This is a genomic window from Krasilnikovia sp. MM14-A1259 (genome assembly GCF_047159535.1).
Taxonomy (GTDB): domain Bacteria; phylum Actinomycetota; class Actinomycetes; order Mycobacteriales; family Micromonosporaceae; genus Actinoplanes.
The window spans coordinates 5,953,964-5,975,806 of sequence record NZ_BAAGAJ010000002.1 but is presented as its reverse complement, the minus strand read 5'-3'; the positions used below and the strand labels follow the sequence as shown (position 1 = coordinate 5,975,806).

Sequence of the window (21,843 nt, the reverse complement as noted above, 5' to 3'; positions counted from 1 at the left end):
CTGTTCTGTTCCCTCAGCGAGAGTGGTAGTTGGGTGCCTCGACGGTCATCTGGATGTCGTGCGGGTGGCTCTCCTTGAGCCCGGCCGCGGTGATCCGGATGAGCTGCCCGCGCTGCTGCAGGTCGGGGATGGTCTCGGCGCCGACGTAACCCATGGCCGCGCGCAGGCCACCGATGAGCTGGTGCGCCACCCGCGACAGCGGGCCACGGTAGGGCACCTGACCCTCGACGCCCTCGGGGACCAGCTTGTCCTCGTTGACGTCCTGCTGGAAGTAGCGGTCCTTGGAATACGACTTGCCCTGCCCGCGCGACTGCATCGCGCCGAGCGAGCCCATCCCCCGGTACTGCTTGTACTGCTTGCCGTTGATGAAGATCAGATCGCCGGGGCTCTCCTCGCACCCGGCCAGCAGGCTGCCGAGCATGACCGTCTCGGCCCCCGCCACGATCGCCTTGGCGATGTCCCCGGAGTACTGCACGCCGCCGTCCGCGATGACCGGCACCCCGGCCGGGACGCACGCGCGGGCAGCCTCCATGATCGCGGTGATCTGGGGCACGCCGACACCCGCGACCACCCGGGTGGTGCAGATCGCGCCGGGACCCACCCCGACCTTGACCGCATCGGCGCCCGCGTCGACGAGGGCCTTGGCCCCCGCGTACGTGGCGATGTTGCCGCCCACGACGTCGACCGTGGTGTCCCGCTTGACCCGGGCCACCATCTCCAGCACCGCCCGCTGGTGGCCGTGCGCGGTGTCGACGATGACGACGTCGACGCCCGCGTCCACCAGCGCCCGGGCCCGCTTGTACGCGTCCTCACCCACGCCGACGGCCGCGGCCACGCGCAGGCGGCCCTGCGGGTCCTTGGTGGCGTTCGGGTACTGCTCGCTCTTGGTGAAGTCCTTGACCGTGATCAGACCCCGCAGGTGGCCCGCGCCGTCCACCAGCGGAAGCTTTTCGATCTTGTGTTGCTGCAGCAACGCCAGCGCCTCGTCCTTGCTGACCCCTACCGGCGCGGTGACCAGCGGCATCTTGGTCATGACGTCGCGGACCTTGGCCGAGTGGTCGGTGACGAACCGCATGTCACGGTTGGTGACGATGCCGACCAGGGTGCCCTCGCCGTCGACCACCGGAGCGCCGGAGATGCGGTACCGGCCGCAGAGCGCGTCGACCTCGGTCAGGGTGTCGTCGGGGCTGCAGGTGACCGGATTGGTGATCATGCCGGACTCCGACCGCTTCACCAGGTCGACCTGCATCGCCTGGTCCTCCAGCGAGAGGTTGCGGTGCAGCACGCCGATGCCGCCCTGGCGGGCCATGGCAATCGCCATCCGCGCCTCGGTGACCGTGTCCATGGCGCTGGACAGCAGCGGGATCGACAACTCGACGTTGCGCGTCAGGCGGGTGATCGTGTTGACCCGGCTCGGCACGACGTCGGACTCGCCGGGCTGCAGCAGCACATCGTCGAAGGTGAGTCCCAGAGGCACGGTGCGGGCGGAGTCTGTGTCCACGAATGATCCCCGGTGGTGGTCGGCGGTGGTGGAAGGCTCCATCCTACCCATGCAGGGTGCCCGCCCTTCTCCCCGGACAGCCCGTGCGGCCCACCACACAGCGCCCCGGACTAGGTACGGTGAACAGGTGCAGGAAGAACCGATCGACCCGTTCAACGGGGACCCCGCCGACCCTTCCGCGGGCCTCGACGACCTCACCGAGGACGCCGACAACGACCCGCTGACCGAGTCCGAGCGCCAGGACGTCCTCGAGGACCTCTCCGACCTGGAGATCTACCAGGCGCTGCTGAGTCCGACGGGCATCCGCGGGCTGGTCATCGAGTGTGAGGACTGCCACGAGCCGCACTACTTCGACTGGGACCTGCTCCGCGGCAACCTGCGCCACCTGCTGAGCAGCGGCCGCCCCCGGGTGCACGAGCCCGCGTACGACCCGGACCCGGACCACTACGTCACCTGGGAATATGCCCGCGGCTACGCCGACGGGGTACACGACACCCTCACCGAAGGTACGGACGAGGAGAGTTGAGCTGGCTGGCTCCGCTTCGCTCCGCAGGCGATCGCCTTGTTCACCGCTGAGTTGTGGCCCGAAAGGGCGACTGCACACTTCGCAGCCACCCTTTCGGGCCACAACTCAGCGGCGGCGATCGCGGGTGGGGTCTTGCGGTGACCCGTGCCTGCCCGGCTCTCGGTTTTTGGGTGGTCAGGCGACCAGGCCGGCGCGGAAGCCGGCGGCTACCGCGTGGGCGCGGTCGCGGGCGCCCAGTTTGCGGAACAGGCGGCGAGCGTGGGTCTTGACCGTGTCTTCGGAGACGAACAGTTCGCGTCCGATCTCCGCGTTGCTCTTGCCGTCGGCCATGCCACGCAGGACCTGCAGCTCACGCTCCGTCAGGGTGAGCCGCCGACCGGCGGGCGCCGCCTCGGCGACCCCGACCGGCGAGCCCTCGTTGGCGGGCCAGGCCGCGGGCCGGCCGGTGGCCGGGTCCAGCGGGACGTCGCCGCGCTGCACGGGCACCATCGGCGAGTTCGGCAGCATCGCGGGGACGGGGCCCCCGTTGCCGGCGCCCATGCCCAGCCCTTCGCGATGCAGGCCGCGCGCCTGGGCCGAATTGTTGTTGCGGGCGGCACCCGCGACCGTTGCCGGCTGGACGTTCGCACTGTTGATCGGCATGCCGCCCTGCGGCCGTACCGGCAGCAGGAGCAGCAGCAGCGCCTTTGCCACCACGCTGACCAGGTCGTGCTCGACGCCGCGAATGACACCCCGGGCACCGGCGGCGACGGCCGCCGCGGCGACCCGCGGGTCTTCGGCGCCGAACAGCACGACCTGCGCCGCGGGCGCACGGGCGAGCACCCGCCGGGTGAAGCCCACGCTGTCGGGGCGGGTCACGGCGGTATCGGCCAGGACGATCTCTGCGGGCCGCTCGGCCAAACGGATCATGGCCTCGGTCTCACTGACGGCGGTCCGGACGACCCCGGTCATGCCGAGCCGGGCCGCGGTGGACGCGACGGTCTGAGCCGCCAGCGGGGTTCGGACGCACACGAGGACGGTACGCACAGTGATCCTCCTTCTCTCTCAGAGGAGATCACGCAACGGCCGCAGCATTACGCGCTTTAGATGGAAAAAACGGGAAAGATCCCCATGGCTTGCGGCAGCGATGGGATACGGCTGGAGGACACATCGACACGATGGGTGTGAGCCGGGCACCCCCGGGGTACACCCGCGGCAGGCCGGTGGCCGGCCCTGAAACGACCACACTCCGCGGTGCCGCGCGGGAGGAGGGTGTTGATGTCGAACCTTCGCAGACTGCCCGGACCCATCGCCGATCGGTGGGACTGGCAGCGGCTCGGCCGGTGCCGGGGGCGCGACAGCGCCCAGTTCTTCCACCCCGACGGCGAGCGCGGATCGTCGCGCAACCGCCGGGAGGTCAACGCCAAGGCGGTGTGCCGGACGTGCCCGGTCCGGGCCGAGTGCGCGGCCCACGCCCTGGCGGTTCGCGAACCGTACGGGGTCTGGGGAGGTTTCAGCGAGACAGAACGGCTGCGCCTGCTCGCGATCGGCTGGGAGGACCTGGCCGACCGCCATCACGGACGGGTCGACCTTGCTCGGCTCGAGGCGCGCCTCGGCCCCCACAAGACCGCCGTGCCGACACAGCGGCGGGTGACCGCGGCCTGACGGCGTTCGACGATCCGGGGGGTCTCGGCACAGTTCGCGACGCGGCTCCGGGACAGGGGCCGCGCCGACGCGTTCAGCGGCTCTTCAACCGCATCGGCTGACATGCAAGGCACCGTACGAGCGAATTCGGGGGCGGAGGCGGACGCAAAGTGCGTCTTTCGGGTTACTGGACGGCGAGGGTCACCGTGTGCCAGCCCGTGGCGCCGTCCGGCTCCGGCGGCGCCGGTGTGCCCGGCTGAGTCGCACCGGTGGTGTCGGTGGCCCGTACCCGCAACGTGTGCCGGCCCGGAGTGGCCGTCCAGGGCAGGAACCACTGCCGCCAGGTGTCCGCCGACACCGTCTCGGCGAGCGTGGCGGTCTGCCACGGTCCCCCGTCGACCTGCACCTCGACCTTGGCGATGCCGCGATGCTGGGCCCACGCCACGCCCGCCACGACGATCTGCCCGGCCGGACGTTTCGCCCCGTCGCGCGGGGTGTCGATGCGCGACTGGGTCTTGATCGGTGCCTGCTGCGCCCACCCGCGCGGCACCCAGTACGCGTCGAAGTCCGCGAACCGGGTCAGCTCCAGCTCCGTCACCCACTTGCAGGCCGACACGTAGCCGTACAGGCCGGGGACCACCAGACGGACCGGGAAGCCGTGCTCGACCGGCAGCGGGCGCCCGTTCATGCCGATCGCGAGCAGCGCGTCGCGGCCGTCGCGCAGGATCGCGGTGGGGCTGCCGCAGGTCCACCCGTCCACCGAACGCTGCACCACCTGGTCGGCGTCCGGCAGCGGATCCGCCTCGTCGAGCAGGGCCTTGACCGGGGTACCCAGCCAGCGGGCATTGCCGATCAGCTCACCGCCGACCTCATTGGAGACGCACGCCAGCGTCACGTACCGCTCGATCATCGGGCGGCGCAGCAGATCTTCCCAGCTCAAGGTGATCGGGTTGCGCACCATCCCGTGCACCCGCAGCTGCCACGTCGCCGGGTCGACCTGCGGCGGGTACAGCGCGGTGTCGATCCGGTAGAAATCCCCGTTCGTCGACACGTACGGCGTGACGCCGCGAACCTGCGCGCCCGCCGGCACCGGCCGGGCGGGCGACACCGGCGCGGGCAGGACCACGGCTTTGCGGGCCTGGGTCACCGCGCGGCGGCCGGTCAGCAGCCGCCCCGCGACACCACTGACCACGGCGGCCCCGGCCGCGATACCCAGCCCTTGCAGGAACCGTCGCCGCCCCGCCCACGGCTGCGCCGGGGGGTGATCCGGTCGACGGGTCAGTCGCGCCAAGCCCGCATCCGCCGTGGCCGGGGCCGCATCCGCCGCATCTTCATCCGACCGTGCCGGGCCCGCGTCCGGCGGAGGCGGGGCCGCATCCGCCACGGACGGGGCCGCATCCGGCGGAGGCGGAGCCGCATCCGCCAGAGACGGGGCCGCGTCCGGCGGAGGCGGAGCCGCATCCGGCAAAGACGGGGCCGCATCCGGCGGAGGCGGAATCGGCGAGGGACCCGCATCCGCCGGAGCGCCATCCGTCGCGCGGGCCAGCAGCAGGCGCAGCACCACCGCGGCCACGGCTGCGCCGACCAGGGCGGGCAGGGCCGCGCCGGGGCCGGCGTCGTGCCGGGTCACCGCGGCGGCCGCGCCGATCACCCCGAACAGGGCGATCCCGGCCAGCGCCGCCCGCCACGACCGCAGCGCCAGCACGCCCACCCCGAACGCGTACGCCCCCAGCAGCAGCGCCGTACCCGTGATCAGGGCGGTCTTGTCGTGCACGCCGAAGATCGCGACGCCGGCGTTCTTGACCGGGGCCGGCACGTTGTCGACGACGACCCCGCCGACGGCCAACAGCGGCGCGGACAGTGGCCCGGTGACGACCGCAACGACCTCGGCGACGCCGAGGGCGACCGCGGCCGCCGCAACACCGGCCAGTCCGGCCCGTACGGAGAGTTTCACTCCCCTATCCTGCTCCGGCCCTGGCGAACCATGGTCTTACGTGCCGGTGACATGTCCGCAGGAACCGGGCACGAAAAAGGCGCGCCGGGAAAGCCGGCGCGCCTTTTCTGAAACGATTCCGGTCAGAAGCCCGGGCCGTGCTGGTGGCCGTGGCCGTGCCCGTGGCCACCCGCCGCGGCGGGCTCCGGGGCCTTGGGCTTCTCCACCACGAGGCTTTCCGTGGTGAGCAGCAGGCCGGCGATCGAGACGGCGTTGGAGACCGCGTTGCGGGTCACCTTCACCGGGTCGATGATGCCGGTCGCGGCCAGGTCGACGTACGTGTCCTTGGCCGCGTCGAGGCCGTGGCCCCAGCCGAGGCCGCTCACCTTGCCGACCACGACGTAGCCGTCGTGGCCCGCGTTCTGCGCGATCCAGCGCAGCGGCTCGACGAGCGCCTTGCGGACGATCACCACGCCGCTGGCCTCCTCGCCGGACAGGCCGAGGTCACCGTCGAGCACCGAGGTGATCTGCGTGAGCGCGGCGCCGCCGCCGGGGACGGTGCCCTCCTCGACCGCTGCCTTGGTCGCCGCGATGGCGTCCTCGATGCGGTGCTTGCGCTCCTTCATCTCGACCTCGGTGGCGGCACCGACCTTGATGACCGCAACACCGCCGGACAGCTTGGCCAGCCGCTCGGACAGCTTCTCCTTGTCCCAGTCGGAGTCCGACGCCTCGATCTCCTTGCGGATCTGCGCGACGCGGTCCTCCACCTCGGACTTCTGGCCGCCGCCGTCGACGATCGTGGTGTTCTCCTTGTCGACCACGACGCGCCGGGCGGTGCCCAGCATCTCCAGGGTGACCTGGTCCAGCTTGTACCCCAGCTCGGGGGCGACGAGCTCACCGCCGGTGGCGATCGCCAGGTCCTGCAGCATCGCCTTGCGCCGGTCGCCGAAGCCGGGGGCCTTGACGGCCACGACCTTGACGGTCTTGCGCAGCGCGTTGACGACCAGGGTGGACAGTGCCTGACCCTCGACGTCCTCGGCGATGATGAGCAGCGGCTTGCCGGCCTGGACGACCTTCTCCAGCAGCGGCAGAAGCTCCTCGATGCTGGAGATCTTCTGCGTGCTGATGAGCAGGTACGCGTCCTCCAGGACGGCTTCCTGCGCCTCGGCGTCGGTCACGAAGTTCGGCGAGATGAAGCCCTTGTCGAACTGCAGACCCTCGGTGACCTCCAGCTCGGTGCTCAGCGCCGAGCCTTCCTCCACCGTGATGACGCCGTCGCGGCCGACGCGGTCCATCGCCTGCGCGATGAGCTCGCCGATCGTGGCGTCCTGCGCGGAGATGGTGGCCACGTTCGCGATGGCCTGGTGGTCGGCGACCGCCACGGCCTTGTCGAGCAGGGCCTTGGAGACCGCCTCGGCGGCAGCGTCCATGCCGCGCTTGAGCGCGATCGGGTTGGCACCCGCGGTCACGTTGCGCAGGCCCTCGCGGACGAGTGCCTGGGCGAGCACGGTCGCCGTGGTGGTCCCGTCGCCGGCGACGTCGTTGGTCTTGGTCGCCACCTCCTTGACCAGCTGGGCGCCGAGGTTCTCGTACGGGTCGGTGAGCTCGATCTCCTTGGCGATGGTGACGCCGTCGTTGGTGATCGTGGGCGCGCCGAACTTCTTGTCGAGGACGACGTTGCGGCCCCTCGGGCCCAGGGTGACCTTGACCGTGTCGGCGAGCGCGTTGACGCCGTGCTCCAGCAGGTGCCGGGCGTCGTCAGAGAAACTGAGGATCTTCGCCATGTAGTGGTCCCTTCACGCACCACCGCCTCGGTCCGGCACACCGGACCGAGGCGGTCAGCACTGTCAGTAGGTCACTTCTCGATGACCGCGAGGACGTCGCGGGCGGAGAGCACCAGGTACTCCTCGCCGGCGTACTTGACCTCGGTGCCGCCGTACTTCGAGTACAGGACCGTCTCGCCGACCTTGACGTCAACCGGGATGCGGTTGCCCTTGTCGTCGATGCGGCCGGGGCCGACAGCGAGGACGGTGCCCTCCTGCGGCTTCTCCTTGGCGGTGTCGGGGATCACGATGCCCGACGCCGTGGTCGTCTCAGCCTCGTTCGCCTGGACCACGATGCGGTCCTCGAGCGGCTTGATCGCAACCTTGGTCGCGGTAGTCACGGGCATACCCTCCTGGGGTACTTGGTGTCGTCGCCGGCCAGGTGGCCGGCCGGATGCCTCATGCCACCGGGCGGGGCCGTCGTCGCGGGTGCCGGTCCGCCTGGCGCTCGTCGCGCGGCCCCGGCGGGTCCGCACGGCTGGCACCCTCGTAGTGAGAGTGCTAATCGGAGATTATGCCGGTACTGGCACTCCGTCAAGGAGAGTGCCAACACGCCGTACCCGCGAGAATGACTCCCCGTGGACCTGGAACTGCTGGCAACACTGCGTACCGCCGAGGGGTCGGCCGCGCTCGCGGCCGCCGACGAGGTGTCCGGCGCCGACCCACTGGCCGCCGCCGCTCGGCTGCGCGCCCGCGGCGTGCCGCCGCCGCTGGCCGCCGCCGCGCTCACCCAGACCGACCTGCGGCGCCGGGCGGCCGGCAAGTTCGGCGCGGCGGCCGCCACCATGTTCTTCACCCGGGCCGGGCTGGAGCAGGCCACCCGGGCGGTCATCGCGGACCGGCGGGCGGCCCGCCTGCGCGCCGCGGGCGTCACCACCCTGGCCGATCTGGGCTGCGGGCTGGGCGCGGACGCGCTGGCCGCGGCCCGCGCCGGCATCCGGGTGTACGCGGTCGACGCCGACCCGCTGACCGCCGCACTGGCCGCGGCGAACGCCGCAACCACCGGGCTGGACGACCTGATCACGGTGACGTGCGCCGACGCGACAACCGTGGACCTGGCGGGCGTCGACGCGGTCTTCGCCGACCCCGCCCGGCGCACCGGCCGGGGCCGCGCCCTGCACCCCGACTCCTGGTCGCCGCCGTGGGATTTCGTCGCCGGGTTGCCGGCGCGGGTGCCACGTACCGTCCTGAAGCTGGCGCCCGGCATCGACCACGCGCTGCTGCCGCCCGGCGCCGAGGGCGAGTGGGTCAGCGTCGACGGCGACCTCGTCGAGGCCGCGTTCTGGTGCGGGCCGCTCGCGGCGGCGCCGCGCCGGGCGACCGTGCTGCGGGGTACGGAGACGTTCACGCTGACCGGCAGCGGGGACGCGGCCGCCGCGGTCGGCGGAGTCGGGTCGTACCTGTACGACCCGGACCCGGCGGTGGTCCGGGCCCATCTGGTCGCGGAGTTCGCGGCCGGGATCGGCGGGCGGATCGCCGACCCGCAGATCGCGTACGTGTACACCGACGACCCGGTCGACACGCCGCTCGGGCGGCGGCTGGCGGTGACCGACGTGCTGCCGTTCTCGCTGAAGCGGCTGCGGGCCCTGCTGCGCGAACGGGGCGTCGGGCGGCTGGAGATCCGCAAGCGGGGGTCGGCGCTGGAGCCCGAGCGGCTGCGCCACGATCTGCGTCTGTCCGGCCCGCACGCGGCGTCCCTTGTGCTGACCCGGATCGCCAACGCCCCCACCGCTTTGCTCTGCGCGCCGTGATCACAAGGGACACAGCGGACACCGTGGGGCTCCACCATGGAGACACTGTCGGGAGCTAGCCTTCGCGCGTGGCGAAGAAGAGCGCGGGCACCCCGGCGACGGCACTGCTGAGCGCCGAGGGGGTGGCGTACGAGCTGCACCCGTACGAGGTCGCGCCGGACGCGCCGAACTACGGCGCCCTGGTGGCCGAGGCCCTGGGCGTCGACCCGCGGCGGGTGTTCAAGACGCTGGTCGCCGAGGTCGACGGGGCGTTGACCGTGGCCGTGGTGCCGGTGACCGGCGACCTGGACCTCAAGGCTCTGGCCGCCGCGGTCGGTGGCAAGCGCGCCGCGCTGGCGGACCGCGCCGCGGCGGAGCGCAGCACGGGCTACGTACGCGGTGGCATCAGCCCGCTGGGTCAGCGGCGCCGCCTGCCCACGGTGGTCGACGACTCGGCTCTGGACCTTGATCAGATGGTTATCTCCGCGGGCCGCCGCGGACTTCAAGTTTCGCTCAACCCCGCCGATCTGGTCCGGCTGACTGGCGCGACAGTCGCGGCAATCAGGGCCTGAACTACACATAACGACCGGGAGCAAGGTTCCGTTACGACACCGTTACCGCATAACCCCGCTCATTTACCCGAGATGGGGCAAGTTGGAAACCGCAGGTGACTTAGCGTCGCGGTGCAGGGCAATTTGAGTGGTTGACAAGGCCGGGAGCGCATCACCGGGATGCCGCGAGAGAGCGTGTCACAGGCGCGTTGCCGGATTGTTATCGCGAACAACAAAATCGAGCCGCGTACCACCTTGTGCGATGCGGCACAGCGGGAATACGTTGCCCGACACAACAAACCGGCTCCTGATCCACAGCGTCTCGGGGAGCGACACTCCCGGCAGCGCACACCACACAGTCCGAGAAGCCTCGGATCACCCCGAAAGGAACACAGGAATGCGTAAGGGACTGTTCGCTCTTGCCGCCGTGGGCCTGCTGGCCACCGGCAGCATGGCTGCCTGCAGCAAGGACAAGACTTCGGACAACACCGGCAGCGGCACCGGCACCTCGTCGGTCGGCAAGGTGGGCGTGATCCTGCCCGACACCGCCAGCTCGCAGCGGTGGGGCACCGACGACCCCAAGTACCTGAAGGCGGCGTTCGACGCGGCCGGCGTACAGGCTGACATCCAGAACGCCCAGGGTGACAAGAGCCAGTTCCAGACCATCGCCGACGGCATGATCTCGAGCGGCGTCAAGGTCCTGATGATCGTCAACCTGGACTCCGGTACCGGTAAGGCCGTGCTCGACAAGGCCAAGGCCGCGGGTATCGCCACCATCGACTACGACCGCCTCACGCTCAACGGTGGCGCGAACTACTACGTCAGCTTCGACAACGTGAAGGTCGGCGAGCTGCAGGGCAAGGGCCTCATCGACTGCCTGACCGCCAAGAAGTACACCAAGCCGGTGGTCGCCGAGCTGAACGGTTCCCCGACCGACAACAACGCCACGCTGTTCGCGCAGGGCTACAACTCGCAGCTCGACCCGAAGTACGCCTCGGGCGAGTACACCAAGGGCCCGAACCAGTCCGTTCCGGACTGGGACAACGCTCAGGCCGGCACGATCTTCGAGCAGATGCTCACCCAGAACAAGAACATCAAGGGTGTGCTCGCCGCCAACGACGGCCTCGGCAACGCGGCCATCCAGGTGCTCAAGAAGAACAAGCTGAACGGCCAGGTCCCGGTCACCGGCCAGGACGCCACCGTGCAGGGCCTGCAGAACATCCTCGCGGGCGACCAGTGCATGACCGTCTACAAGGCCATCAAGCAGGAGGCCGACGCGGCTGCCGCGCTCGCCATCTCGCTGGCCAAGGGTGAGAAGCCGACCACCGCCACCGGCACGACGACCGACCCGGAGTCGAAGGCCGCCGTCCCGTCCGTGCTGCTGACCCCGAAGTCCATCGTCAAGGACAACGTCAAGGACGTCGTCGCGGACGGCTTCGTGACCAAGGAGCAGCTCTGCACCGGCGAGTACGCCAAGATGTGCACCGAAGCGGGCATCAGCTGACCTGCTGAAGCGCAGCTCGGGCTCGACCCGAACGGCTGACGACGGCGCCGCTCACGCCCACCAGCGTGGGCGGCGCCGGGCGTCGCTCCCACCCCCTGGAGCGCACCGCCAGGCGCACCACCCCGCACCCGGTCACCCAGCGAAGGAGAACCACCCGTGGCCGCGACACCTCTTCTGGAGCTGCGCGGAGTCGACAAGAGTTTCGGCCCCGTACAGGTCCTGCACGACGTCGCCTTGAACGTCTATCCCGGCGAGGTCACCGCACTCGTCGGCGACAACGGCGCCGGCAAGTCGACGATGGTCAAATGCATCAGCGGCATCTACTCGATCGATGCGGGATCGGTGCTCTTCGACGGCAAGGAAGTAGCGATCCACAGCCCCCGCGACGCATCGGCGCTGGGCATCGAGGTCGTGTACCAGGACCTTGCGCTCTGCGACAATCTGGACATCGTCCAGAACATGTTCCTGGGGCGGGAGAAGAAGAGGGGCGTCGTCCTGGACGAGCCCACGATGGAGGAGATGGCCGGCCAGACCCTCAAGAGCCTCTCCGTCCGTACGGTGAAGTCGCTGCGCCAGCACGTCTCCAGCCTCTCCGGTGGCCAGCGGCAGACCGTGGCCATCGCCAAGGCCGTGCTGTGGAACAGCAAGGTCGTCATCCTGGACGAGCCGACCGCCGCCCTCGGCGTCGCGCAGACCGCCCAGGTGCTGGAGCTGGTCCGGCGGCTCGCCGACAACGGCCTCGGCGTCGTGCTCATCTCGCACAACATGAACGACGTCTTCGCGGTCGCCGACCGGATCGCCGCGCTGTACCTCGGCCGGATGGCGGCCCAGGTCAAGACCACCGACGTGACCCACTCCCAGGTTGTCGAACTGATCACCGCCGGGCGCAGCGGCAACATCGGCCTGCCGCCCGAGAAGCCCTCCGACTTCGTCGACATCACGCCGGGAGACGACCGATGAGCACAAGCACCACCACGACGAACACGGGTGGCATCCAGGTCGTCCAACCCACCGTGGGTAGTCATCTCACGAGCTACTGGCAGCGGGTCCGCGGCGGCGACATCGGCAGCCTGGCCGCCGTCCTCGGCCTGATCGTCCTCGTAGTGATCTTCGGCTTCGCCCGGCCGGACACGTTCCTCAGTGCACTGAACTTCGGAAACCTCTTCTCCCAGGGCGCCGCGGTCATCTTCATCTCGATGGGCCTGGTCTTCGTCCTGTTGCTCGGCGAGATCGACCTGTCCGCGGGTTACACCAGCGGCGTGTGCGGTGCGGTCATGGCCGTGCTGCTCACCAACCACGGGTGGAGCTGGTACACCGCCATCCCGGCCGCGCTGATCACCGGCGTGGTCATCGGCTCGGTGCTCGGCTTCCTGGTGGCGAAGGTCGGCATCCCGTCGTTCGTCGTCACGTTGGCCGCCTTCCTCGCGTTCCAGGGCGTGCTGCTGCTGCTGCTCGGCGGCGGCACGAACATCTCGATCCACGACTCGTTCGTGCTGGCGCTGGCCAACAAGAACATGTCGGTCGCGACGAGCTGGATCCTGGCGATCGTCGCGGTGGGCGGCTACGCCGCCGCGCAGCTCATCAAGGTCCGCGGTCGCGCGGCCCGCGGGCTGGTCCACGACCCGATGGGCATCGTGTTCGCCCGCGTCGTCGGCGTCGGCGTCCTGGTGTTCGTGGGGACCTACTTCCTCACCCTGGAGCGGGCCATCAACCCGGCCATCAACTCGCTCAAGGGTGTGCCGATCGTCGTACCGATCATCGCGGTGGCGGCCATCTTCTGGACCTTCGTCCTGGGCCGCACCACCTACGGCCGGCACGTGTACGCGGTCGGCGGCAACACCGAGGCAGCCCGCCGCGCCGGTATCCCGGTCGACCGGATCCGGATCTCGGTCTTCATGATCGGCTCGTTCATGGCGGCGGTCGGCGGCATCATCGCCGCCAGCCGGGCCAGCTCGGTCGACCCGAAGTCCGGCGGTAGCGACGTCCTGCTGTACTCGGTCGCCGCAGCCGTCATCGGCGGCACCAGCCTCTTCGGCGGCAAGGGCCGGATCATCGACGCCGTGCTCGGTGGCGCGGTCATCGCGGTCATCGGCAACGGTATGGGCCTGATGAACTTCAGCCCCGGCACCAAGTTCATCTTCACCGGCCTGGTGCTGCTCGCCGCCGCCGGCGTCGATGCGCTGTCCCGGCGCAGAGCGGCCGCCACCGGCAACCGATGAAAACCATCCTGGGTACGGGGACGGCACGCTGATGCGGGCCGGCCCCAGCCAGGAGGAGGTCCGCCGGCACAACCTCGGAACCCTGCTGCGGTACGTGCACGTGCACGGCGCCACCTCCCGGGCGGAACTCACCAGCCGGCTCGGGCTCAACCGCAGCACCATCGGCGCCCTCACCGCAGAACTGGCCACGGCCGGCCTGATCAGTGAGGAAGCTCCGCGCGAAACCGGCCGGGCCGGACGACCCTCGCTTGTCGTCCGGCCCGAGTCGTCGCGGGTCTACGCGTACGCAATCAGCATCGAGGTGGACCGCATCCGCGCGGCCCGCGTCGGCCTCGGCGGCCACATCATGGACCGCCGCGAGGCCGACCGGCCGCGCGGCATGCAGGTCATCGACGCGGTCCAGCCGCTCGCCGGTTTCATCCGCGACATGCACCGCAGCGTCGGCGACGACGCCCGCTGCGTCGGCGGCGGCATGGCCATCGCCGGGATGGTGCGGCGCGCCGACGGCGTCGTCCGCCTCGCCCCGACGATCGGGTGGGTCGACGAGAACGTCTCCGGCGCGCTCAGCGCCGAACTCGGCGGCGAACTGAGCAGTGAGCTCGGCAGCGGGCTGGGCGACGGCGACCCCGGCGACGCCGGACTGTTCCTGGTCGGCAACGTCGCGGACGTGTCCGCGCTGGTGGAGCACAGCCGCGGCGCCGCCGTCGGCTGCGACAACGTCATCTATCTGTACGGCGACGTGGGCATCGGCGGCGGCATCATCGCGGGCGGCAGACGGGTCAGCGGGCACGGCGGCTACGGCGGCGAGGTCGGCCACATGGTCGTCAACCCGCAGGGCCACCCGTGCAGCTGCGGGTCGCGCGGCTGCTGGGAGACCGAAATCGGCGAGTACGCCCTGCTGCGGCTCGCCCACCGCGAAGACGTCTGGGGCAGCGCGGCCGTGGTGGAGGTCGTCGAGGCGGCCCGGCGCGGCGACCGGATCGCCCGTCAGGCGGTCCGCCAGGTCGGCGACTGGATCGGCTTCGGCGTGGGCAACCTGGTCAACATCTTCAACCCCGAGGCGGTCATCTTCGGCGGCACGCTGCGCGACGTGTACCTGGTCGCCGCCGCGCAGATCCGCAGCCGGCTCAACGCCGTCGCGCTGCCGGCCTGCCGGGAACACATCCGGCTGCGTACCCCCGAACTCGGCACGGACGCCGCCCTGATCGGCGCGGCCGAGCTGGCGTTCGAACGTCTGCTCGAGGATCCCCTCATCTGACCGGGGACGGCTGCGTGTGCCCGAGGATCCCCTCATCCAGCCGGGGACGGCTGCGTGTGCTCGAGGATCCCCTCATCCAGCCGGGGACGGCTACAGTGCCCGGGTGGAGATGCGCGCGTCCGACGAGGATCGGCAGCGGATCGTGGCCGCGCTGGAGCGCCACACCGGCGCCGGGCGGCTCACGCTGGACGAGTTCGCGGAACGCGTCGGGACCGTGGCCCAGGCGCGGACGCTCGGCGAGCTCGACGCGATCGTCAGTGACCTGCCTGCCGAGTCACCCGCCGACCCGCCGCAGCGCCCGGAACTGCTGTGGGTCTTCGCCGTGGCGATCGCGACCCTGCTGCTGCTCGGTGTGTTCGTCGCGCTGAGGCACCAGACCTGAGCCACCTGGCCGGGACTTTCGGCCTTGCCGGTGCCGATTTTGCTGAACGATCGTTCGAGCATGATCTCGGTGCGACAGGCGGCGTTCGACGTGTTCCGGGCCCACGGGCTCACCACGATCTTCGGCAACCCCGGCTCCACGGAGCTGCCGATGCTGGCCGACTTCCCGGCCGACTTCCGCTACGTCCTGGGCCTGCACGAGGGTGTGGTGGTCGGGATGGCCGACGGCTACGCCCAGGCGACCGGCCGGCCCGCGCTCGTCAACGTGCACAGCGCGCCGGGCGTTGCCACCGCCATGGGTGCGCTGGTGAACGCGGCCGCCGCCCGCACGCCGCTGGTCATCACGGCCGGGCAGCAGGTACGCGCGATGCTGACGTCCGAGGCGCTGCTGACCAACCCCGACCCGCGCACCCTGCCCCGGCCCCTGGTCAAGTGGAGTTTCGAGCCGCCCCGCCCGCAGGACGTACCGGCCGCGCTCGCCCGCGCCATCCACCTGGCCACCCTCCCGCCGGCCGGGCCGGTGCTCGTGTCCCTGCCGATGGACGACTGGAGCTCCGAGGTCGACGACGACCGGATCACCCGGCTCACCGGCCGCACCGTGCACGCGACCGCGGGTCCCGACCGGGCCGCGATCCGGCTGCTCGCCGGGCGGCTCGCCGCCGCGCGCTCCCCGGTGCTGCTGATCGGGGCCGGGCTGGACGCCGGCGGGGCATGGCAGTCCGCCGTGGCGCTGGCCGAACGGTACCGGCTGCCGGTGTACTGGGCTCCCCTGGAACCCCGGTGCGGCTTCCCCACCGCGCATCCCGCGTTCCAGGGTGTCCTGCCCGCCACCGAGTCCGGCGTCGGGAAGGTACTTCAGGAGCACGACCTGGTCCTGGTGGCCGGTGCCGCGGTGTTCAGGTACTACCCGCACGACCCCGGCCGGCCCGTGGCCGACGACGCCACGCTGGTCATGCTGACCGACGACCCGCAGGAGGCGGCACGGGCACCGCTGGGCGAGGCGATCGTCGGTGACGTGGCCACGGCACTGCGATGGCTCGCCGCCGACGCCGCGACACCCGGTCGCCCCGTACCGCCCACCGGCCCGCGCCCACAACCCACCGGTACGGCCGGGCCGCACCCGACCGCAGCAGCCGTCTACGCGACGATCGCGGAAACGACCCCACCGGACCGGGTCGTGGTCTGCGAGTCGGTGTCCAACATGCGCGACTGCCAGGATCAGATCCGGTTCCACACGCCGGGCAGCTTCTACAGCCCGGCCGGCGCCAGCCTCGGCTTCGGCGTACCGGCGGCGGTCGGGGTGCAGCTCGCCCGGCCGGACCGGCCCGTCGTGGCGGTCGTCGGGGACGGGGCGCTGCAGTACACGGTGCCCGCCCTGTGGAGCGCTGCCCGGTACCGCGTGCCGGTCACCGTCGTCGTACTGCGCAACGACCGCTACGCGGTGCTGGAGGACTACTGCCAGCTCCTCGGCACCCGCGACGTTCCCGGGCTGCAGGTGCCGGGCATCGACAACGTTCAGCTCGCCCGCGGGTACGGCGTCGCGGCCGACCGGGTGGAATCCCTCGACGAGCTGCGCGTCGAGCTCAGCCGGCCCCGCCCCGACGGCGGCCCGCGCCTGCTCGAGGTGCCGATCGACCGCCTCAGCGCCAAGCACTGGTGAAACCCGTCGCGCCGACCCGTGCCGTGTTCGGCGGACGAGCGGCAGCTTTCGCGGGCAAGCAGCGGGAACCGTCGCGCGGCTGGTGGCGGGCGGGACGCGGCGGGCTCAGCGGTCGACCGGCGTGAAGTCCCAGACGTGGGGGGAACGGGCCACCAGGCGATCGGGCGGGGCGGGCAACTCGACCGGGTCGTGACGCCACGTCGAGATGACGACGATGCGGTGGTCCGTGGACGAGTAGACCTCGCTGGACACGTGCGCCGGCAACACCTCGATCGTGGGCAGCGCCTCGTCGCAGACCCAGCTCAGCAGCTCGTCGAAGCCGCTGCCCAGGGCCCGTACCTCCCACATCCGCGCGATCATGAGCTGAGGATAGGTCACCCGGGCACCGCGACGGTGGTCAATGGCATCGCCGAATCCGCGGGCAGGTCCAGGCGGCTCGGTGCGACGCCCGCGGCGACCAGATGCGACCCGAGCGCGGCCACCATCGCGCCGTTGTCCGTGCACAGGCCGGGGCGGGGCACCCGGACCCGGATGCCCAGCTTGGCCGCGCGTTCCTCGGCGAGCACGCGCAGACGGGAATTGGCCGCCACCCCGCCGCCGATGACCAGGGTCTGCACCCCGTGTACGCGGCACGCATCGAGCGCCTTGGCGGTGAGCACGTCGCAGACCGCGTCCTGGAAACTCGCCGCCACATCCGCCACCGGTACGGGCTCCCCCGCCCGCTCCCGCGCCTCCACCCAGCGCGCCACGGCCGTCTTCAGGCCCGAGAACGAGAAGTCGAAGCGGTGCCCGGCCAGATCCTTCGGCGCGGTCAGGCCACGCGGAAACGTGATCGCTGCCGGGTCACCGTCCCGGGCCGTACGGTCGATCACCGGCCCGCCCGGGAAACCCATGCCGAGCAGCCGCGCCACCTTGTCGAACGCCTCCCCCGCCGCGTCGTCGATGGTCGCGCCCAACGGGGTGACCCCGGCGGTCAGGTCGTCGACGAGCAGCAGCGACGAATGCCCGCCGGACACGAGCAGTGCCACGGCCGGTTCGGGCAGGGGGCCGTGCTCCAGCGTGTCCACGGCAACGTGGGCAGCGAGATGGTTGACGCCGTACACGGGTTTGTCGGCGGCCAGCGCATACCCCTTGGCCGCGGCGACCCCGACGAGCAGCGCCCCCGCCAGGCCCGGCCCGGCCGTCACCGCGATCGCGTCGATGTCGGCGAGCGTGACGCGCGCGTCGTCGAGCGCCCGCTGCATGGTCGGCACGATCGCCTCCAGGTGGGCGCGGCTGGCCACCTCGGGCACCACCCCGCCGAAACGTGCGTGCTCGTCCACACTCGACGCGAGCGCGTCGGCGAGCAGCGTGTGCCCGCGCACGATGCCGACACCGGTTTCGTCGCAGGAGGTCTCGATCCCGAGGACCAGGGGCTCGTCAGGCATTACGCATCATCACCAGGGCGTCGGTGTTGCTGGGTTGGTAGTAGCCGCGGCGGATACCGACCGGCTCGAAATCGTACGTCGCGTAGAGCCGCTGGGCCGGCGTGTTGTCCACAGCGACCTCCAGCAGCATCTTGTGGACGTCACGCCGCTGCGCCTCGCCGAGCAGCGCCTCCAGCAGAGCCCGGCCGACCCCTCGGCGCTGCGCGTCGCGGCGGACCGCGATGTTCTGCACCCAGGACTCGTCGGGGCCCATGACGGCCAGTCCCGCATACCCGAGCACCGCGTCGTCCTCGGTGGCCACCAGATAGAAATGGCGCTGGGCCAGTTCGTTCCAGAACATGGCCGCGGACCACTTCTCCGCGCCGAACAGGTCCCCCTCGATGGGCAGCACCTGCTCGACGTGCCACCAGCGGAAGCGTTCGAGCCGCATCACCGCAGCACGGGTTTGCGCACCGCGGAGGCGACCGCGTCGGGGCGGCGCAGGTACAACGGGGTCAGCGCCTCGTGGGGCGCACGGGTGCGGACCCGATCGGCGGCCAGCGCGATCAATGCCTCGCCGGGCGGATAGAGCAGCCGGTCGTCGATCGGCACGCCGAAGACCTCGCTGTACTGCAGTGCCCCCTCGCCGACCGCGCGGTCCGCAGCGACGACCACGTCGGCCGGCCGTGCCACGTCCGGCCCCGCCGTGCGGATGCCGTCGGCGTACGTGGCGGTGTACACCTCACGCCGGCGCGCATCCGTGGCGACCAGCACCCGGCCGGGGCCTGCGGCACGGCCGATCGCGTCCAGCGAGCACACCCCGTACGCCGGGATGCCGAGCGCCTGCGCCATGCCCGCGGCGGTGACCAGACCGACCCGCAGGCCGGTGAACGGGCCGGGCCCCAGCCCAGCGACGATCGCGGCCAGCTCGCGCGGGGTCACACCCGCGTCGGCGAGCAGCGTCGCGATCTGCGGGGCGAGCAGCTCACCGTGGGCGCGCGGATCGACCGTACGGCGTTCCGCCACGCCCCGCATGCCGTCGTCGGTCACCTCCGCCAGGGCGGCCGTGACCGCGGGCGTGGAGGTGTCCAGCGCGAGAACCAGCACGTCAACACCCTAACCGGCGGGTTCTGGGGCAACGACGTGCGGATCCCAGTCGACCGTCGGGCGGCCCGCCTCGGTCAGCGCCTGGTTCGCCGCGCTGAACGGCCGGGCCCCGCGGAAGCCCCGCGGGTTGAGCGGGCTGGGGTGGCCCGCTTCCAGCACGACGTGCGCCGGGTTGGTGACCAGGGCGGCCTTCTTGCGGGCGTACCCGCCCCAGAGCAGGAAGACCACCCGCTCGGAACGGGCGTTCAAGGCCCGGATGGTCGCGTCCGTGAACGCCTCCCAGCCCTTGCCGGCGTGCGAGGCGGCCGCGCCGGCGCGGACCGTCAGGACCGCGTTGAGCAGCAGCACGCCCTGGCGCGCCCAGCCGGTCAGGTCCCCTTCCTTGCTGGGTGGGACACCCAGGTCGTCGGCCAGCTCGGAGAACACGTTGCGCAGCGAGGGCGGGATGCGGACCCCGGCGCGAACGCTGAAGCTGAGCCCGTGCGCCTGTCCCGCCCCGTGGTACGGGTCCTGGCCGAGGATGAGCACGCGGGTCTGCCCCGGCGGGCACCACCGGTACGCGGCGAACAGGTCCTCGATCGGGGGGTAGATGGTGTGGTCGCGGTACTGCTCGGCGACGAACTCGCCCAGGGCCGCGGTGGCGTCCGCGTCGAGCAGTGGTTCCAGTTCGGCACGCCAGTCGTCGGGCAGCATCCCGATCAGATTCACGAATCCAGCCTCTCCATCGTCGTGGCCGGATCGGCGGCCAGTCCTTCCGTCCCGGGCGCGGGGTGTGCGCCGATGCCAGCGTCCGGGCCTTGGCCGCCCGCGACCTCCGCGGAGCTGAAGCCGCCCTCCAGCCTGTCCGCCCACGCGCCACCGTGCGGCACGAGGTCCACCGTCCGGGTGTCGTCGTCGTGGCGTGCGATCCGCACGTGGAGGTACTCCTCGTTGAGCTGCTCGGCGAGGCCCTCGCCCCACTCGACGACCGTGACGGAGTCGGACGCCGACGCGTCCAGGTCGAGATCGTCGATCTCGGCCCGCGGGTCGGCCGCATCCCCCAGCCGGTAAGCATCGGCGTGCACCAGCGCGACCCGGCCACCGTGCGCCGGGTCCGGCCGGTGCACCCGGGCGATCACGAACGTCGGCGAGGTGATGTCGCCGCGGACCCCCAGGCCCGCTCCGATGCCCTGGACCAGGGCGGTCTTGCCCGCGCCGAGTGGACCGGTCAGCAGCACGAGGTCGCCGCGGTGCAGGAGCGCGGCGAGTCGGCGCCCGAAGCCCCGGGTGTCGTCCACCGTGGCCAGCCTGATGCCGGTGAGGCTCACGGAATCGCCTCCAGGAACGCTTCCAGGGCGGCGTTGACCTGGTCGGACCGTTCCAGCATCACGACGTGGCCGCTGTTGTCGATCTTGATGAGTCTGGCCTCCGGCAGGTGCCTCAGGATCTCCTCCGAATGGGCCACCGGAGTGAGGTAGTCCTTGGTGCCCACGATCACCAGCACCGGCACCCCGCCCAGCGGGGTCAGTGCGGGGAAGCGGCTGTGGGTGTAGAGGGTGCGCAGGTACTTGGTCAGCGTCTCGACCGACGTCTTGGAATTCATCGACTCCACGAACGTGACCAGCGAGGCACTCGGGCGCGGATCGCCGAATCCGTACCGGCGGGTCAGCAGCCAGGCGAGATCCGACGCGGCCAGCCGCGCACGGTCGATGGCGCCGCCGCCGATCCGCGCCGCCCCGCCCCACACCGGGAAGAACGGTGCACTGGCCCGGGCCAGCAGCGTAGGAATACCGATCTTGGTCTTGTCGATCAGGCTCGCGGACGTGGAAATCAGCGCCACACCGGTGACCCGGCTGCCGAACCACTGTGGATAGTGCTCCGCGAAAGCCATGATCGTCATGCCGCCCATGGAATGACCGACCAGGACGATGGGCCCGTCCGGCACGGCCGCGTCCAGCACCGCGGCGAGCGAGCGCCCCAGTGCGGCGATGTCGTAGTCGCCGAACGTGAGCAGGCCGGAGCGGCCGTGACCCGGCTGGTCGTAGAAGACCATGCGGTACTCGCCCTGCTCGGCGAGGGCCTTGCGCTGAAAGTAGAAGGTGCCCATGTCGAGCGCGTACCCGTGCACGAACACGATCGTCGGCCGGTTGCCCGCCACCCGCGGCTCGACGATCTCCACATGCAGGTCCGTGCCGTCCTCGGCGGTCACGGTCAGCTCCCGGTCGAACGGCTGGTCGCCGAACGGCTCGTTCACGTACGGGTCGCCCGGCGCGGTGACCGACTTGCGGACGATCGCGCGTTCCGTGGCGACTGCCGCGGCGACGCCGGCCGCGGCCACACCGAGCACGGCACCGACGAGCCCGACCGTCTTCGCCCGGCGGCGCGAGGTGGCCGACCGGCGTGGCTGCTGACTGCTCACCTGGACGTCTCCCCGGTCGCCGCCCCGGAACCCGCCGTCCCGGAACCGGCGACGTCAGAACCCGCCGTCCCGGGGCCGGCGTCCTCGGAGCCGACCGCCTCGGGACCGGCGGCGGTCTCGGTGCCGTGGGCGGTCTCGGTGCCGTGGGCGGTCTCGGCGCCGTGGGCGGTCTCGGCGCCGTGGGCGGTCTCGGTGCCGTGGGCGCCGTGGGCGGCGGCGGCAG

At 71.4% G+C, this 21,843-nt stretch carries 22 protein-coding genes; 10 read left to right on the top strand and 12 right to left on the bottom strand.

Features of this window, described 5'->3' with window-relative positions:
• Positions 1-13 precede the first annotated feature (13 nt).
• On the bottom strand, positions 14-1,543 hold the full coding sequence (gene guaB, locus ACMCNK_RS27170; protein WP_412739175.1) for an IMP dehydrogenase: 1,530 nt from the start codon (positions 1,541-1,543) through the stop codon (positions 14-16).
• A gap of 85 nt (positions 1,544-1,628) precedes the next feature.
• Here guaB and ACMCNK_RS27165 point away from each other — a divergent pair, with 85 nt between their 5' ends.
• Positions 1,629-2,027, top strand: a complete 399-nt coding sequence (locus ACMCNK_RS27165; protein WP_412739174.1) for a DUF5319 domain-containing protein — start codon at positions 1,629-1,631, stop codon at positions 2,025-2,027.
• 174 nt (positions 2,028-2,201) lie between these two features.
• On the opposite strand, the gene ACMCNK_RS27160 is transcribed toward ACMCNK_RS27165, so the two are convergent.
• On the bottom strand, positions 2,202-3,053 hold the full coding sequence (locus ACMCNK_RS27160; RefSeq protein WP_412739173.1) for a response regulator transcription factor: 852 nt from the start codon (positions 3,051-3,053) through the stop codon (positions 2,202-2,204).
• Between the two features lie 231 nt (positions 3,054-3,284).
• Here ACMCNK_RS27160 and ACMCNK_RS27155 point away from each other — a divergent pair, with 231 nt between their 5' ends.
• The gene (locus ACMCNK_RS27155) at positions 3,285-3,671 is read left to right on the top strand and encodes a WhiB family transcriptional regulator (RefSeq protein WP_412739172.1); all 387 of its coding nucleotides are present in this window, start codon (positions 3,285-3,287) and stop codon (positions 3,669-3,671) included.
• Between the two features lie 163 nt (positions 3,672-3,834).
• Here the strand turns inward: ACMCNK_RS27155 and ACMCNK_RS27150 are convergent, their stop codons facing one another.
• The 3 genes from ACMCNK_RS27150 to groES form a co-directional block, all read right to left on the bottom strand.
• Entirely contained in the window at positions 3,835-5,511 is a 1,677-nt protein-coding gene (locus tag ACMCNK_RS27150; protein WP_412741010.1) for a molybdopterin-dependent oxidoreductase, read from the bottom strand.
• A 215-nt stretch (positions 5,512-5,726) separates the two neighbouring features.
• Entirely contained in the window at positions 5,727-7,367 is a 1,641-nt protein-coding gene (groL, locus tag ACMCNK_RS27145) for a chaperonin GroEL (RefSeq protein WP_412739171.1), read from the bottom strand.
• A 71-nt stretch (positions 7,368-7,438) separates the two neighbouring features.
• On the bottom strand, positions 7,439-7,753 hold the full coding sequence (groES, locus tag ACMCNK_RS27140) for a co-chaperone GroES (protein ID WP_082771855.1): 315 nt from the start codon (positions 7,751-7,753) through the stop codon (positions 7,439-7,441).
• A gap of 231 nt (positions 7,754-7,984) precedes the next feature.
• Between groES and ACMCNK_RS27135 the strand changes: the two genes are divergently transcribed.
• From ACMCNK_RS27135 to mdlC, 8 genes are all read left to right on the top strand, one after another.
• A complete protein-coding gene (locus ACMCNK_RS27135; protein WP_412739170.1) occupies positions 7,985-9,157 on the top strand; it encodes a THUMP-like domain-containing protein in 1,173 nt (390 codons plus the stop codon).
• Positions 9,158-9,225: 68 nt separating this feature from the next.
• A complete protein-coding gene (ybaK, locus tag ACMCNK_RS27130) occupies positions 9,226-9,708 on the top strand; it encodes a Cys-tRNA(Pro) deacylase (RefSeq protein ID WP_412739169.1) in 483 nt (160 codons plus the stop codon).
• Positions 9,709-10,084: 376 nt separating this feature from the next.
• Positions 10,085-11,191: a sugar ABC transporter substrate-binding protein gene (locus tag ACMCNK_RS27125; RefSeq protein WP_412739168.1), complete on the top strand. Its 1,107-nt coding sequence runs from the start codon at positions 10,085-10,087 to the stop codon at positions 11,189-11,191.
• Between the two features lie 156 nt (positions 11,192-11,347).
• Complete coding sequence (locus tag ACMCNK_RS27120; protein WP_412739167.1) at positions 11,348-12,151, top strand: ATP-binding cassette domain-containing protein; 804 nt, start codon at positions 11,348-11,350, stop codon at positions 12,149-12,151.
• A complete protein-coding gene (locus tag ACMCNK_RS27115) occupies positions 12,148-13,410 on the top strand; it encodes a sugar ABC transporter permease (protein ID WP_412739166.1) in 1,263 nt (420 codons plus the stop codon). Before ACMCNK_RS27120 ends, ACMCNK_RS27115 begins: the two co-directional genes overlap by 4 nt.
• Before the next feature lie 31 nt (positions 13,411-13,441).
• Positions 13,442-14,668 carry an ROK family transcriptional regulator gene (locus ACMCNK_RS27110; protein WP_412739165.1) on the top strand — a complete coding sequence of 409 codons (1,227 nt, stop codon included), beginning with the start codon at positions 13,442-13,444 and terminating at the stop codon, positions 14,666-14,668.
• 109 nt (positions 14,669-14,777) lie between these two features.
• Positions 14,778-15,050: a DUF1707 domain-containing protein gene (locus ACMCNK_RS27105; protein ID WP_412741009.1), complete on the top strand. Its 273-nt coding sequence runs from the start codon at positions 14,778-14,780 to the stop codon at positions 15,048-15,050.
• Between the two features lie 60 nt (positions 15,051-15,110).
• Positions 15,111-16,709, top strand: coding sequence for a benzoylformate decarboxylase (gene mdlC, locus ACMCNK_RS27100; protein ID WP_412739164.1), 1,599 nt, complete (start codon positions 15,111-15,113; stop codon positions 16,707-16,709).
• A 105-nt stretch (positions 16,710-16,814) separates the two neighbouring features.
• Here the strand turns inward: mdlC and ACMCNK_RS27095 are convergent, their stop codons facing one another.
• The 7 genes from ACMCNK_RS27095 to ACMCNK_RS27065 are packed head-to-tail and all read right to left on the bottom strand — an operon-like array spanning position 16,815 to position 21,548.
• Positions 16,815-17,069 carry a hypothetical protein gene (locus ACMCNK_RS27095; RefSeq protein WP_412739163.1) on the bottom strand — a complete coding sequence of 85 codons (255 nt, stop codon included), beginning with the start codon at positions 17,067-17,069 and terminating at the stop codon, positions 16,815-16,817.
• Between the two features lie 14 nt (positions 17,070-17,083).
• Positions 17,084-18,136, bottom strand: coding sequence for a tRNA (adenosine(37)-N6)-threonylcarbamoyltransferase complex transferase subunit TsaD (gene tsaD, locus ACMCNK_RS27090; protein WP_412739162.1), 1,053 nt, complete (start codon positions 18,134-18,136; stop codon positions 17,084-17,086).
• Positions 18,129-18,566: a ribosomal protein S18-alanine N-acetyltransferase gene (gene rimI / locus ACMCNK_RS27085; RefSeq protein WP_412739161.1), complete on the bottom strand. Its 438-nt coding sequence runs from the start codon at positions 18,564-18,566 to the stop codon at positions 18,129-18,131. The genes tsaD and rimI overlap by 8 nt, the downstream gene beginning before the upstream one ends.
• Positions 18,566-19,222 (bottom strand): tRNA (adenosine(37)-N6)-threonylcarbamoyltransferase complex dimerization subunit type 1 TsaB, encoded by a 657-nt coding sequence (gene tsaB / locus ACMCNK_RS27080; RefSeq protein ID WP_412739160.1) that lies wholly within the window; start codon positions 19,220-19,222, stop codon positions 18,566-18,568. The genes rimI and tsaB overlap by 1 nt, the downstream gene beginning before the upstream one ends.
• A 9-nt stretch (positions 19,223-19,231) precedes the next feature.
• Positions 19,232-19,915 (bottom strand): uracil-DNA glycosylase, encoded by a 684-nt coding sequence (locus tag ACMCNK_RS27075; RefSeq protein WP_412741008.1) that lies wholly within the window; start codon positions 19,913-19,915, stop codon positions 19,232-19,234.
• An 11-nt stretch (positions 19,916-19,926) separates the two neighbouring features.
• Positions 19,927-20,529, bottom strand: coding sequence for a tRNA (adenosine(37)-N6)-threonylcarbamoyltransferase complex ATPase subunit type 1 TsaE (tsaE, locus tag ACMCNK_RS27070; RefSeq protein WP_412739159.1), 603 nt, complete (start codon positions 20,527-20,529; stop codon positions 19,927-19,929).
• A complete protein-coding gene (locus ACMCNK_RS27065; RefSeq protein ID WP_412741007.1) occupies positions 20,526-21,548 on the bottom strand; it encodes an alpha/beta fold hydrolase in 1,023 nt (340 codons plus the stop codon). Before ACMCNK_RS27065 ends, tsaE begins: the two co-directional genes overlap by 4 nt.
• Positions 21,549-21,843 lie beyond the last annotated feature (295 nt).